Consider the following 13,202-nt stretch of genomic DNA (forward strand, 5'->3'; position numbering starts at 1 on the left):
CAGCCGAAACTACGGTCATCAAAATGCTATGCTTGCAGGTCTTACATGCTCCGATGCAAATGCCGTACTCACGATTGATGCAGACTTGCAAGATGATCTTAACGCCATCATTGATATGATGAAATCCTACCAAACAGGATCGGATATGGCGCTAGGTGTTCGTTCCTCACGTGGCAATGATAAGAAATTCAAAAAAGGCACCGCAATCGGTTATTACAAACTGATGAAAGCTTTGGGGGTTAATATCATAGAAGACCATGCGGACTTTCGTCTTATGTCACGGAGATCGTTGAACGCATTGCTCGCACACGGCGAGGTCAATCTATTTCTACGCGGCATTATTCCAACTATAGGGTTCCCTACATCAATAATCTATTACGAGCGACAGAATCGAGAATACGGTGAGACGAAATACACAATTCGTAAAATGCTCGGCCTTGCGATCAATGGTATAACATCCTTTTCGGTAACGCCGTTGAGACTGGTTACTGTTTTAGGGCTCGGTGTCAGCGCTGCAGCGTTCGTTGCAGCCTTCTGGGTGATCTTTGTAAAAGTGTTTTATTTTGGTCACGCTGCACCCGGTTGGGCATCGACTGTACTCCCTATCCTCTTTTTAGGTGGCATACAGCTTTTAAGCTTAGGTATCATCGGCGAATACATAGGTAAAATATACCTAGAAGTAAAAAAACGCCCCCGCTTTATATTAGAGAAAACGACACATGAAACTAAATCTCATTAATAATAGGTATTATATAGTTTCTTGCCTAGCAGCGCTTCTGTTGCCATTGCTATATTTGGATTTTTTAGGGCATGACAATACAGCTACTCTGTATGCTGATATGGTAGGTTCACCTTGGCACTGGATCGGACAATTATCTAATTACAGGTATTTAAACGCAGCTTTAGCGTGGATTCTTTTTCAAAACAGTATAAATTACTACTCACTGATATATATTTGGTCAGTATTATTTTCTATTTCTATCGTATGGGCGTGTGTTGAGTTTTGCAGATTCTCTGATTTTGATGATAAATATATACCTATATTTACATTGCTTGTTATTACAAATGGCTATTTTTCAGATTTATACATATTTAGCATGGTGTTCAGTGCATATGCCATAGCTTTTGCATCAGTAGCCATTGCGCTGTATTCTGCAAGAAAGCATGAGCCTATAGTGGGAATCATAGTTTCCACACTAGCATTGACCTTCTGTCTGATGAGTTATCAGGTTGAGGCTTTGATTGCCCTCTTTGCTGCGTCTAGCGCAGCAATCACTGCCTCGTTTGCGGGGAAAGATACGCTCCCTTGGAAACGTATTCTCATAATAGTACCTTCATTTTTCCTATCTATAATCTTGTTCCTTATCGTTAAACACTTTATTGGCCCAACAGACGGAAGAGGTGTCAATTTTTCAAACGTCAGTGGAAACCTAATTGATTATTTAAATAAGATACCAGAAATTCTAACTAGTGGCATTGAGTATTACACAAGTGCAAATGAAATATTATTTTACTTAATAATATTATCTTCATCTGCATTATTATTAATTTACAAAGCGTGTACAAGCCCATCTTATGTGTCAATTGTATCTTTTGTTTCATATGTATTAGCAGTCTTAATAATTGCTTGCCCGTTAAGTCTTATGGGGGATACTGTTTGGATCGGTGCAAGAATGATGACTGCATCCGTTTTTTTCTTTGCTAGTCTTCCATTGATATTTCAAAAAATATTGGGTGGGAAATATAGTGAAGCCTATCTTTTCATTATTATTGGGTTTATCGCCATTTCTATTTTCAACCAAGTCCAATTCCATACCTTCATGCGCGGGCAGGATGAAAGAGACAAACTGGCAGTCGAAATGATAAGCCGAGACATCGCCAAGGTGGTTGAGGTAGGCAGAGACACTAAGCTATCAGTGGTACAGATCAACTTTCCTAATCGAATGATGTCGGATTGGCGGCTGTCCGCATTTGGGGCAGAGTGGAGCCGCTCGAAAATCTTTCATGTACTCACTGGAAGATTTATTGAGGTTAGTAGACCCGATGGCTCCTGTAATAATGTTGACCCTCAAAATGATTGGGCTATAGAGCTGCATGACGATGTTGTGGTAGTATGCTTACAATAATACTAATCACACTCGTAAGTGAAACTGGCATAAATTTTATCGCCGGCTGCGAAGGCAAAAGGTGACGTAGGACTTACAACGCCACCTGTGTCATTACGGAGTGACGCATAGTTGTTGCCATTTGCGGCTAGTTTACACATTCATAAGTGCGGATGCTTATTCTGTAACGCATTCATAGGTGATGTTCAGGAATATCTTATCGCCCGCTGCCCACGTGATGGGGCTGTCTTTCCCCACAAGTCCGTTGCCGCTATTGTTTCGCAAGAAGACGACAAGGCCATTCGGCTCAATAATCGGCGTCATATCGAACACCGTCTTATCTGCGCTCACATCGTTATAACCAGCCCTCCCTACAAATGCGGCACCCGCAGCGGCAGCAAATGGTAACGTAAACCTGTAATGGTAGTCACCGTATGTTGTAGCCGCCCCCATTGTCAGCATAATAGCTACATCAACAGTGTTTCCAGATCGCTTAAATTTGGAAACTAATGTTCCGTTATTCAATACAGGATTAGGCGCGATTGACTGCCAAGTTGCAGCGTAAGAAATCCATGCACCCTGAGCCTCATAGTTCTTTCTCGGTGTACCTGTCGAGAAGATCGGTTGAACATTCTCAAATGTGTTTATACCTATAGAATAGGAGCCAGATACGTCTTCAATGTAGAATGCTGCATTCCACCTAAAGGAATTGCCGTCTACCTTCAAACCCCGGCAGTTTATAAGGTTAACGCCGCCCTCAAATACAACATTGTTAATGAAAGAAAGCCCCTCGATAGTACCGCCCGTGCCTATAGCTTGGATGTTCGTTTCGTTGAACTCAAAGTAGTTGGTGTCGAAGGTGAGTGCTTTACCTGTTGTGCAGTAGATAGCGCACTTGTTAAACTCAAAGGCATTATTTTCAATTAAGAACCCATGATGTGTGTTCGTATCGTCACCTAAAATAAACAGCGCAGCAGCGTTGGCATGTTTGAAATCGTTCATGCGAACATGTTTGATTTGCCCTTGATTACCAGTACCTCGCGTCACGCGTATCCCACCCAAGGATGTTTCGGCAGCATTGCCAATGCACTGCCCACCCTCCATGGAGAAGCACCAGCAGTCTACAAGATCGACACAGTACCCCTTAAAGTTATACATGAACACATTGTAGAGTTTAAGATTAGAAAGTAACTCACCGTAGAAGCAATTACGACCATTGGTGTTGTTACCTGTGATGAAAATATCTCGTATTACCGTAAGGCTCATGCTATGCACTGTCGCGCCTAAGTGCATAAAGTCGGCATTCACGCCCGCAGCAGTGGGGTTGAATTTGACCTCTGGGTAGCCAATACCATACAGTTCAATACGGCAACCTGTTGGCATATCGAGTTGTTGCGTGGTGACGTATTGTCTCCCATTATTGGGAATACCCATAGACCCACCATGTTCTCCGCCGACTATCTTGACGTAATCTAGGGCGTCCTGAATTTTAGATGATACATTGGTTACACCATCTGCTATAGCACCAAACATCGTAATAAGAGGGGCGGCCTCCGCAAGTTCCCACCACGCCCCATCAGCAGACTGCACTTTGCCAGCGTGGGCGGGTTCTGAAACAGAGCGCTTATAGAGCGCCCCGCCACCATCACCAACTGCGTAGTAGCCAGCGGTTCGGACGAACAAAATATCGTCGCGGACGCTTGAGCCTTGTAAGTCAGCGCGGGTGGGGAAGTCATGCGGCTGCGATGCATTGCCCAACTGTTCAACAGGTACGTTACCAGTGTCGTCAAGGGTAGCAAGTCCACCCGCTACGCCCTTCTCACGCTCCATCAGGGTTGCGTGGCCACCTTCGGTGAACCCATCGTGTACACGAATATTGTTGTTCGTCGTGTCATGTGTGATTTCACTCATCGCACCAGTGAAAGTTGTGTGCTGCGCTGCCGTTCCACGGCGCCAACGTACTTCTGTGCTCATGTGAGTTCCTTTCGGGCAAAAAAAATCCGCCCAGAGGGCGGCTGCGAATCAATGTTTTGGGTTTGAGTTAAACGATGGTTCCGTAGTCCAGCGTACCGCCTAGCAGCATTAGGTCTGAGACAGTTATGCTGTCCAACTTCTGTTTGTCAGTCGATGACATTAACCCATTGACTGAGCCTGTCGCCGTAGCTGTTCCTGCTTTACCATCCAGTGTCGTTTGCAAGTTAGTAATAGTGCTTATTGCTTGCGTTCCGGTGTGATTGGCACGAGCTAACAAAGTTGCATTGGGACTATTCGCTGTTGCGCCATCTGCGATTCCAGCGAGTTTAGTGGCTTCTGTTGCTGTAAATCCCTGATACCCCGACGCGTATGTGACCGCGATCGTTCCAGAAACTGTGACCGGTGAATTCGCAACAGTTAATCCAGTTGGTACTGTCAGCCCAACTGACGTTACTGTGCCGCCGCCGGAAGGAATTTCGTCAAGCCGAGCAAGAGGGATACCGCCTGCAATTGTGCCGTCATGTAGGTGTAGCCGGCCTGTTGTGGTGTTATGTGTCACTTCACTTTGTGCGCCGATGAACGTGGTATGGTCGGCTGAAGTTCCTCGCCGCAAGCGCAATACTGTTGCTTTTGCCATTATTCTAAATCTCCGAAATCGTTAGCAAAGTAGTCCATCGGCATTTCAATCAATCCAAAGTCAAAAGCCTCATCGTCATCATTAACTGGTCCGGCATCAACATCGCTTTCGTTCATGAGATGCTCCCAAAGTCCCGGTCGAAGTAAGTCGATGTGTCATTTGTCCACCCGAAATCGTATGCTAACCCCGGCTGAAATCCGATTGATCCTGAAACGGCAGCTTCGACCAAATCCTGTGCAACAAGTGCTGAGTTCTCGGCGCTGTCCGCCGCCGCCTCTGCTCTGGCAACCAAAGCATCGAAAGAGTTCAATCGCTGCACGATAAGATCAATTTGCGCCTGTAGATGCTGATCTCCAGCGATACGCGCGGCACGTTCAATGTTGTCAGCGGCAATACGCTGCGTTCTTTCAAGGAGGTCAGCGGCTATGCGTTCAAGGCGTTCTCTTAAAAGGCCATCCCCAATGAAAGAGATTCGACTGTCTCTGTCCTGAATCGCCATAGCAAGGCGATCAAGCTGAAGCTCTACACTTGGCGCATCATTGCGTGTCAGATTATTAAGAACAACAGTTTGTTTGGCCTGCGTCATGCGATAGCGCACGACCTTGTAAGGAGCTTGTGGAGCGGTGACGAAGCTGATTGTGCCGCCAGTCGGCCAAGAGCTACCAGCAATCGTATAATGCGTATTCAACACCTGCGGGGTGTCCACGCCGTCAACATCGCGAAGCGCAACGATAACTTCACCTTTCTCCAAAAAGCGCGTTGGATAAGGAAAGTCTTTCGTTACTCCATCGGCGTCAGAGATGTATTCCAGTTGGTCAGGGACAGGTACACCCATTTAAGGCTCCATGAAAAAAGCCGCCCTACGAAAGGACGGCTTGAAATGAAAAAGGCCCCGCGTGAGCGAGGCCGGATATTCAGATTGTGGGGATCAGTTAGCAGTCAGAGGCGAAACGCCCGTAATCCCTGCATTCGCCAGAGAAGCGATTTTTCGGACTTATTGAGCATGAGGTGGCGAACAAGGCGAGAGCAATTACTCCGCCAGTTAACACCTTCCAGCCCTTGGCCTGATCGAACCCTGTCCACGCGAAAATGAAACCGGCGACGGCTCCGATGACTAAAAGGAATTGCATTAGTACTCAGTCTTTCCTTGTCTCTGGTAAATTCATCGCATCGCCTGTTGCAGATTCTACCTTATCAAGAAGCCAACGAATATAGAAAATATTCTGAAAGGGCAGTAATTGCCGCATTTTCCTCAAGTCTGATTTTGTCGTATCGCCCGCAAAAACTGATCCGCTTGTTTGGAAAATATCAGATACAGCCCCCGGCGTGGGACCAAGGAATGCACCAACAACATTTCGGCTTGCGAACCTCGATACTTGTTCGCCAGTGAAAGCTGATGCCCCCACCCTGCCACGAGTAGCTTTCTCCATTATGCCATTCGCTTCCATCAGCCAGCCAGTTAAACCAGATTTATCAATCGCTTCTATCGCCCAAACAGAAGGCTTATCCGAAACTTCACGACCTGCTGTGATCTGCTTTGCAGCATAAGCGAAGGCACCAAGCCCTAGCGCGACCATGACACCTGATAGCGTTTCAGAGTCTCTCTGCTGTAGCCCAGCGAGAGCAATCCGCTGCATTGCGGAAATCTGAAAGCTTTTGAACTGCCCCACTGTCTTTCCGAGTTCGGTACTCATCCAGAGCGGTTTATCCTGTCCAGGCGTTACGATGATGCGGTCAACATCACGTACAACGGCTGATCGGAAAGCCTCGCGTGCAAGTCGGTCATCCCAAGCCCCAGCTTTTGCCAGCAAGACGCCGCTTTGTGTCTCGCCGTGTTTCGCAAACTGTTGAGTGATGCGTTCAGCCATATTTGCATCGATGCCAGCTGCGGCAAGCTTTCGAATTTCCTTTGGGCTTGCGCCGCCCTTTGAAACTTTCTCCGCCGCACGCAAAAGGTTTGTCATAACAACCATTCCGCTGAATTGCTTCATTGAAGCATTCCAAGGGGCCATAAGAGAGACGACGCCAAAGCGGGATCCCGCTGATTTTATGGCGCGCTCGAATTTGCTACCACGCCCGAAGTCGTCGCCAATCTCAGCAAGAGACATGGCACGGCTATCGAGGATCATATCAAGCGCAGTGCCTGCGGCTTTCACCTCAGCCCCGGCCAACCTTACAGCCTTCATGTTTGATACGAGAGGCGCAAAGCCGTCTCGGAAGGTTGACGTAAGCCCATGCTTAAGAAGGATACCCGCCATATCAGGGAACGCTGAAAGCGTCATGCCGCCGAGCAATCGCAGATAATTGAGATTACGCGCTACACGCCCAGCCCTGAGAACGATGCCATCAGGATTCAACGGCAAAGCATACTGCCCGCGCAATCTGTCGCGCATTGCCTCAATATCACGAACTGCACCCTTGCGAGCACGATCCAAACGTGCACGTTCCTTTGCCTTGGCTTCAACTGATGCCGCCTTGCCGTCTTTGTCAGTCATGCGATCAACGGCAGCAATCTTGCGGGTAGCTTCATCGTTGATCTTTGCAATTTGCTCCGACATATCGACAGAGCCGAATTTCTTGGCAAGCTCCACATCGGCGGACATTGTGCGCGTCTGAGCGTGTAGAACTTCCTCGATATCGGTATTGAGAAACTCCTGAATTTTCTTGCTCTCAATGCGGAGAAGACGCTCTTTTAACGGCCCGCGTGGGCCGGAAACAATGCTGTCATATGGAATGCGCCCATCAGCATTGCCGAGGATCGTATCAATCGTTTCCTCGACCAGTTCGCTTACTTCCTGATCGGAGAGGCGCGAAAATTCTTCTGCCTTCTGCGCTGCGGCGCTAGCCTTTGCATCTGCCTGTCGCGCAACATATTCAGCATCACCGATCTTGGCCGCTGCATCGCGCTTAGTTATGAAATAGTCGTGCAGGATTCGGCCAAAGTCTGAGCGATACGCGGCGATCTTATCCTTATTATACATGCGAAACAGGTGAGAAATATCGGCCTCAACTGCTATATCTTCTGGCAAAAGCCTTGCTTCTATGGCTGCACGCTTCATCGCATCATCGATCTGGCGATATACCTTGGCAGCTTCTGCCACTTCTGGAATCGCATGTGTATCGCCGCTGAAAGCTGCCCGCCCCACTTCTTCCTTGAACTGTTTGAACGTCAGTTTGTCGCCACCAGTGATGCGCTGCATTTCGGAACGCATCGGAGCAAGTCGACGCTGCCAGCCTGTCGGCTCTGGCGTGTTATGGAAGTATTTCGCATAAGCTGTATCGATCTGCTGCAAGCTATCCGCGAGCGGTGCCTGCCACATCTTCATGCGGGTTTCGACTGAGCCGCCAATCTCTGTAGCTACGCCCTGCGCATTTTCGGCATATTCCAGGGGAGTTTCCGCCAATTGGCGAACTGTGTTCCGTGTTTCATCAAAGTCCGAGAGCTGTGAACGAATTAGAGGGTCCTGTGAACGGATGCCCCAAAGCTTGTTGATAAGTGCCTCGTCCTTAATTTGCGTCGGTCCTTTGGCTACAGCTGCCGCGCCTGCGGACTGAGCGCCACCACTGGTGCCGAAAACTGCGGCGTCGGCTTCATCGAATCCCCGGCCCTGTTCCTCAATCTTCCGAGTGAGCGCGGAAGCTTCTACGCTCGACAGATAGCGGCCTGCCAGCGTGCCTAGTGCGCCACCGAGAAGAATAGAACCGCCGACATTAAAAGCCGTTTCTTCGCCCGTTCTGGTCTGCTGTGTTAGTTGCAAACCTGTTTCAGAAACAACTGCGTCAATACCTGCCCCCGCACTGGTGCGAATAGCAGTACCGAGCGCGGTTCTTCCTGCACCTGCTATGCCGCCACCAACAGAGAAGACGGTAGGAAGGTCAAACACGCCAGCCGCGAGTGAGGCTATTGTGCCATTGATCCCCGCCGCATCCAGAGTGCGCCGGTCTTCTTCCTCGCGTTTGATCTGCACCTTGAGCGCATCAGCTGCCTTACGATTGAACACCCCGCCGAAACGCTCGACATGCTGCGCAAAGTCTGGATCGTCTTTCACATAGTCGATTGAGTTGAACCCCTGTTCTACTTCGTAAGGGTTCTGAACGCCGCGCGATGACAGATAGGAGCCAACAATGTTTTCAGTGCGGAAAGCTGCACCCCATGTCTCGCCGAGACTTGGATCGTCTGGCTGCTCAACAGGAGCAATGTTCGTCAGCTCTTTCACTCGAACGGTAGGTTCATAGAACGGCATTACATTCCCCCCGGCGTGAGCAAGCCACTTTGCTGCGCGTTCTGGAACAACTGCGAGCGCTGATCCTGCAAGTTGCCTTGAATAGTTGGGCTGGGAGTTGTTGATATAGGCGCTGATGGTGCCTGCGTGGGAACAGGTATAGTCTGTTGTGCCTCTGGGTTATCCCATGCACTCCCTGCGCCCATTGGTATCTCACCACCTACGAGGAAATCCGCAACGCCTTGGCCGGTCTGCTGATAAATCTCAGCGCGGCCAAGCCTGTCCTGCTGTTGATGACGCGATCCATTCACAACGGCTTGCGGGTCCGGTCGCCACTGCTTGCCATACAGTGTCTGCAAATTGCCATTCTCATCCTTATACAAGACAGTGTATCCGGGAAGCTGGTTAGATTTGGCTTCTGCGCCTGTCTCAGGAGTGGCAACCAACACAATGCGGCTCAAAGCTGTATCGCGGACCATTTTGCGATAGTCTGGTAATCCGCTTTCGTCACGAATATCTACAGAACGTCCATTTACAGTGCCGACGAATCCTTTTCCTGTTTTTTTCGGGTTCAAAATAGGGTCATCTGGGAAAGCTTGAGCTAGGTCATTGATGAGCTGATCCTTCGCATAAGCATATGGATCACTTTCACCAGGCATCCCCGGCCAATACTTTTCAGGCGGGTATTTCATAATGGTTTTCGAGCCGCCGATTTCTGAAACACCATAAAGGCGCTTCATTTCCTGCTCTGCACGAGACTTTGCCAGATCGGAATTGCCGCTCGTGAGATAGAACTGTTCTTCTGCTATCGCGAGATAATCCGCTGCAATGCCTGCTGCCTGCCCTTCGGTGAAACCAACATTCGGGTTTGAGCGCCAACCCAAAAAGCTATCATCAAACATTGAACCGATATCAGTGCCTTCAAGCTGCTTGCGGAACTCCTTAGCGGCTGGTTCCAGTGCCTTACGGTCGCGAACCTTGTTCGGGTCGTTTTGCTCCGCGATACGGCGTGCAGCATCTGATGGATCGAGATTGAGAGTGTTCACGTAGTAATCGAAATCATCAACCTTACGCTGGATAGCATCGCCACCCTCGCGGCGACCAAGAGCAGACGGATTGATTTGAGCAAAGCGTGAAGCTGCCTGCATCGCGGCCTGCACTTCTGCTGCTACCTGACTATCAGCGCCAGCACGGATGCTGTTGAGCACTGACTGCGGCAACGTTCCGGACTGGCGCACCAGTTCCTCATTCGCGGCCTGCTGCTGCTCTGCCGGTACCGATTTCGCAATCACATCACCAACAGCATCGACACGCTTGCGGCCATCGCTCGAATATGGGTCGACCGTTAGCGATCCATTCTGGAATGCTGCAACAGCTTCGCCTACCGCAATCTGATCGCCCTGACGCGAACGCAGAGCAGAAATCAGCGTTGCTTTGTCGCTGTCATTCATGCCGCTCGACATAATTTGTTCAGGGCTGGAAATCTCGCCGGTCTGGATGCCAAGCTGCAATGCACCTTTCTGTGAATTGTAGGCTGCGGTCTGTTGCGCTTCGATAGCTGTCTGCCCACGCTGTGCTGCGGCTTGCATTTGGTCGTAGAGCGAAAGGCGCTGCGAAAGCGTCAAGTTGGCATAACGCGGATCCATGGACGAAGGGTCAAAAGCTGGTGCGTTACCTGTAATATGAGCGGCACCGCGAATGATATTTGCTTCTTCCATACGGCGCTTGCGATTCACTCCGCCGTTGTCACTACCCCGAAACTCAACCGATGCCGCAATACGCGAAACATCGCCAGATCGAACCGCATCGACAACATTTGATGGAAGCGACCCGTAATTATAAGCCACGGAAACAAGTGCGGCCTGCACATTCGGGGCAAGATTGTTCCAATTCTCGACGCCGACCTTGGCGGCGGCTCCTTGCTCAAATTCTTTGGTACGTCGCGCCAGATCACGCTCAGCGTCCGCACGGCTCACCTTCATGCCCTGCTCGACCTTCAACTTGCGGCCATCTGCTGTGGTGATTGTATCGGAACCGTAGCCAACGCGGTGAGCGTTTACGTCCCAATATGGTGTTTCTCGGAACCCCTCGAACTTACGGAGCAGCGACATTGCATCGCCACCGCGCGAAGTTGTTACTGCGCCAGTCACACCAAGGCGTTCTGCCGCACTGCCAGCTGATACAGGATTTGCTTCTGCATCGCGGATTTCACGCTCACCAATGGTGAGAGCAAACATTTCTTCGGTCTTCTTGCGAAGCTCTTCCTTTTCCGAAGGAGGCAAGCCGGAAGCATCGATCGTGCGGTATGCGTCTTGCTTGGCAGCATCAAACATCGCGGGATCATTGAAGACCTGATTTTGCAAGGTCTGCTGACGTTCCGTGATGCCTGTACGATACCAAGTATTGCGCTGATCAATCTCAGTAGCTGCGCCTTTATCAATCCACTGGTTACGAGCAGTTGCAACAAGCTCTTGAAAGCGAGGCTGCAACGCAGCAGGAACAGTCTTTAGAAATTCCTCAGATCGTTTCGTGTAAATGCTCGAAACAGTATCGGTAAAGCCCTTGCCGGATGGGTCAATCTTCTGCTGTGTCTGTCCAAATTCCAGCGTGTTATCATCCTGCCAGCGCTGGAATGATTGATTGGCTGCGAACTCATCCGCCTGCCGCTGCATTTCAAGGCGACGGTTTGCCAAAGCGTTCTGCTGTTCAGCAGCGTTGCCAATAGCCCCGCCAAGCTGCGAAATACCTTGTCCCACACTGTTGTCGATACGCGTGTCGGGGATACCGCCAACGTCTATTGAACGCTGCGCCTGAATAGGATTGATGACTGCCATAAATTATTATCCTATCAGCGCAAGCCATTCCAAGGGTCACGAGACACCCCGGCGTTGACATAAGGATTCGTAATCATAGTGCGCTGCTGGTTTAGTGTATTGATACCAGACAGCGTATTTATGCCGGTCGATAGCGCTCCGAGATACCCGCCCATTTGAGCCGAACGGGCATTCGAGCGAGCCAAGCCAGCCTGAAAGCGATAGTTGTCACTGGTGACTTGCGCGCCATATCGAATAGCCTGCTCGTCAAGGCTGGCTTGTGTAGCGCTGTCTTGTAGAACGTCTGTGGCTGAACCTGTCAGAGCAATGCCGCTCGAAAGATACTGCCCGCGCATACTGGCAAGCTGGCGGTCATTCTGTCGTGCTTGCTGATTGGCGTCGTAGTTGCCCTTCTGGGCCGTCATTTCGGCCTGACGATCAGCATACGCGGCCTGAGCCTTATATGACGCGGATTGAGCCTGAGCGCTGTAAATCTGTCCAGCACCAGATGCCACGCCACCAATAATTGCTAGTGAGACTGGATCAATACAAATGGTCTTTCTCCTTACGGCTCACTGTCGAGTTGCATTACAAGGGCGCGGACAAGAAGCGGCAAAGGCTCGTCTGTCTCCATGACGATTTGGGCCTCATCTCCCCACGAGCCTTCAATGTCACATGGGATAATACCTGTGCGCAGTTCGATTGGGTTACCGAATAGACCGCCACCCGTTTTGAGAAGCTGCTCATGAATACGCGGCGTCCAGTCCTTTGAGCCAGCCATACTTACCTTTGCTGCGCCTGAATAAAGCACGTCAAGCATGGCACCTTGAATTGTCTTCTTGCGGCCCAATAGTGTTCCGTCTTGCTGTGGCCCTGATACTGGCAACGTGACAGCGCGGCTCTTATACGCAAGGCCAATCGCGATATTTGATGCTGCATAAGGTAGAACAACTTTACCGCCTGTCACAACAAGAGGTGTTATTTCCCCGCCCTCGGTTGAGACACCGCGCACAACGTTCCCGTCAGCAAGTGCGATAACTGTTTGCCCTTCCAAATGGCCAAGGCCAGTCACTGTCTGAATTGGCGAGCCGCTATATTTCAGCCCGCAATCGACGTGGAAGGCATCGTTGATGCTGTCAATATCGCCATCAAACGGGCGCTCAAGCACTTCGATATAACGCTTTAACTGGCCGTTTATCGTCCGGCGCACGCAGAGATAAACATCGTCAAAGCCATCTTCGACGCCAGGAACGACAGCAATGCTTTCAACAAAGCCACCTGTAATCTCATGTTTTGCAAAGCCAACAATCTTTTGCTCACGGTCATAGGTGACAGAGACAAGTGAGCCATCAGTGTTGGTTTTCACGCGGAACTGAGCCGGTTGGGCGACTAATTTCCATCGAGAATTGAGCCATGTGAACCTACTCCCCCGCTATGAGCGATGGGAGCA

Annotated in this window: 9 protein-coding genes; 2 read left to right on the plus strand and 7 right to left on the minus strand. The window is 49.9% G+C overall.

All coding sequences use genetic code 11. The annotated features are described in order from the left end of the window. Both VBH83_RS18575 and VBH83_RS18580 read left to right on the plus strand, forming a co-directional pair. The coding region (locus tag VBH83_RS18575) for a glycosyltransferase (RefSeq protein WP_396998995.1) at window positions 1-739 on the plus strand (739 nt) is incomplete at its 5' end. After that, on the plus strand, window positions 720-2,126 hold the full coding sequence (locus tag VBH83_RS18580) for a glucosyltransferase domain-containing protein (protein WP_396998996.1): 1,407 nt from the start codon (window positions 720-722) through the stop codon (window positions 2,124-2,126). The genes VBH83_RS18575 and VBH83_RS18580, both read left to right, overlap by 20 nt. A 156-nt stretch (window positions 2,127-2,282) precedes the next feature. Here the strand turns inward: VBH83_RS18580 and VBH83_RS18585 are convergent, their stop codons facing one another. The 7 genes from VBH83_RS18585 to VBH83_RS18615 all read right to left on the minus strand — a co-directional run bounded on the left by VBH83_RS18585 (window position 2,283) and on the right by VBH83_RS18615 (window position 13,118). Further along, window positions 2,283-4,079, minus strand: a complete 1,797-nt coding sequence (locus VBH83_RS18585) for a hypothetical protein (protein WP_396998997.1) — start codon at window positions 4,077-4,079, stop codon at window positions 2,283-2,285. 67 nt (window positions 4,080-4,146) lie between these two features. Then, window positions 4,147-4,716: a hypothetical protein gene (locus tag VBH83_RS18590; protein ID WP_396998998.1), complete on the minus strand. Its 570-nt coding sequence runs from the start codon at window positions 4,714-4,716 to the stop codon at window positions 4,147-4,149. A 112-nt stretch (window positions 4,717-4,828) separates the two neighbouring features. Further along, the gene (locus VBH83_RS18595) at window positions 4,829-5,551 is read right to left on the minus strand and encodes a hypothetical protein (protein WP_396998999.1); all 723 of its coding nucleotides are present in this window, start codon (window positions 5,549-5,551) and stop codon (window positions 4,829-4,831) included. A gap of 301 nt (window positions 5,552-5,852) precedes the next feature. Next, window positions 5,853-8,960 (minus strand): hypothetical protein, encoded by a 3,108-nt coding sequence (locus VBH83_RS18600; protein ID WP_396999000.1) that lies wholly within the window; start codon window positions 8,958-8,960, stop codon window positions 5,853-5,855. Next, window positions 8,960-11,773, minus strand: coding sequence for a lysozyme (locus VBH83_RS18605; protein ID WP_396999001.1), 2,814 nt, complete (start codon window positions 11,771-11,773; stop codon window positions 8,960-8,962). Before VBH83_RS18605 ends, VBH83_RS18600 begins: the two co-directional genes overlap by 1 nt. A gap of 14 nt (window positions 11,774-11,787) precedes the next feature. Next, window positions 11,788-12,177, minus strand: coding sequence for a hypothetical protein (locus VBH83_RS18610; RefSeq protein WP_396999002.1), 390 nt, complete (start codon window positions 12,175-12,177; stop codon window positions 11,788-11,790). Between the two features lie 140 nt (window positions 12,178-12,317). After that, window positions 12,318-13,118 (minus strand): hypothetical protein, encoded by an 801-nt coding sequence (locus VBH83_RS18615; protein ID WP_396999003.1) that lies wholly within the window; start codon window positions 13,116-13,118, stop codon window positions 12,318-12,320. Window positions 13,119-13,202: the final 84 nt, after the last annotated feature.

This window comes from Ochrobactrum sp. S1502_03, from assembly GCF_044435015.1.
GTDB classification, from domain to species: Bacteria; Pseudomonadota; Alphaproteobacteria; order Rhizobiales; family Rhizobiaceae; genus Brucella; species Brucella chromiisoli.

Excerpts from the sequence above, each read along its gene's own strand:
- VBH83_RS18595 (WP_396998999.1), bottom strand. The coding sequence starts at position 5,551 with ATGGGTGTACCTGTCCCTGACCAACTGGAATACATCTCTGACGCCGAT.
- VBH83_RS18585 (WP_396998997.1), bottom strand. The coding sequence starts at position 4,079 with ATGAGCACAGAAGTACGTTGGCGCCGTGGAACGGCAGCGCAGCACACA.
- VBH83_RS18605 (WP_396999001.1), bottom strand. The coding sequence starts at position 11,773 with ATGGCAGTCATCAATCCTATTCAGGCGCAGCGTTCAATAGACGTTGGC.
- VBH83_RS18580 (WP_396998996.1), top strand. The coding sequence starts at position 720 with ATGAAACTAAATCTCATTAATAATAGGTATTATATAGTTTCTTGCCTA.
- VBH83_RS18600 (WP_396999000.1), bottom strand. The coding sequence starts at position 8,960 with ATGCCGTTCTATGAACCTACCGTTCGAGTGAAAGAGCTGACGAACATT.
- VBH83_RS18610 (WP_396999002.1), bottom strand. The coding sequence starts at position 12,177 with ATGACGGCCCAGAAGGGCAACTACGACGCCAATCAGCAAGCACGACAG.
- VBH83_RS18590 (WP_396998998.1), bottom strand. The coding sequence starts at position 4,716 with ATGGCAAAAGCAACAGTATTGCGCTTGCGGCGAGGAACTTCAGCCGAC.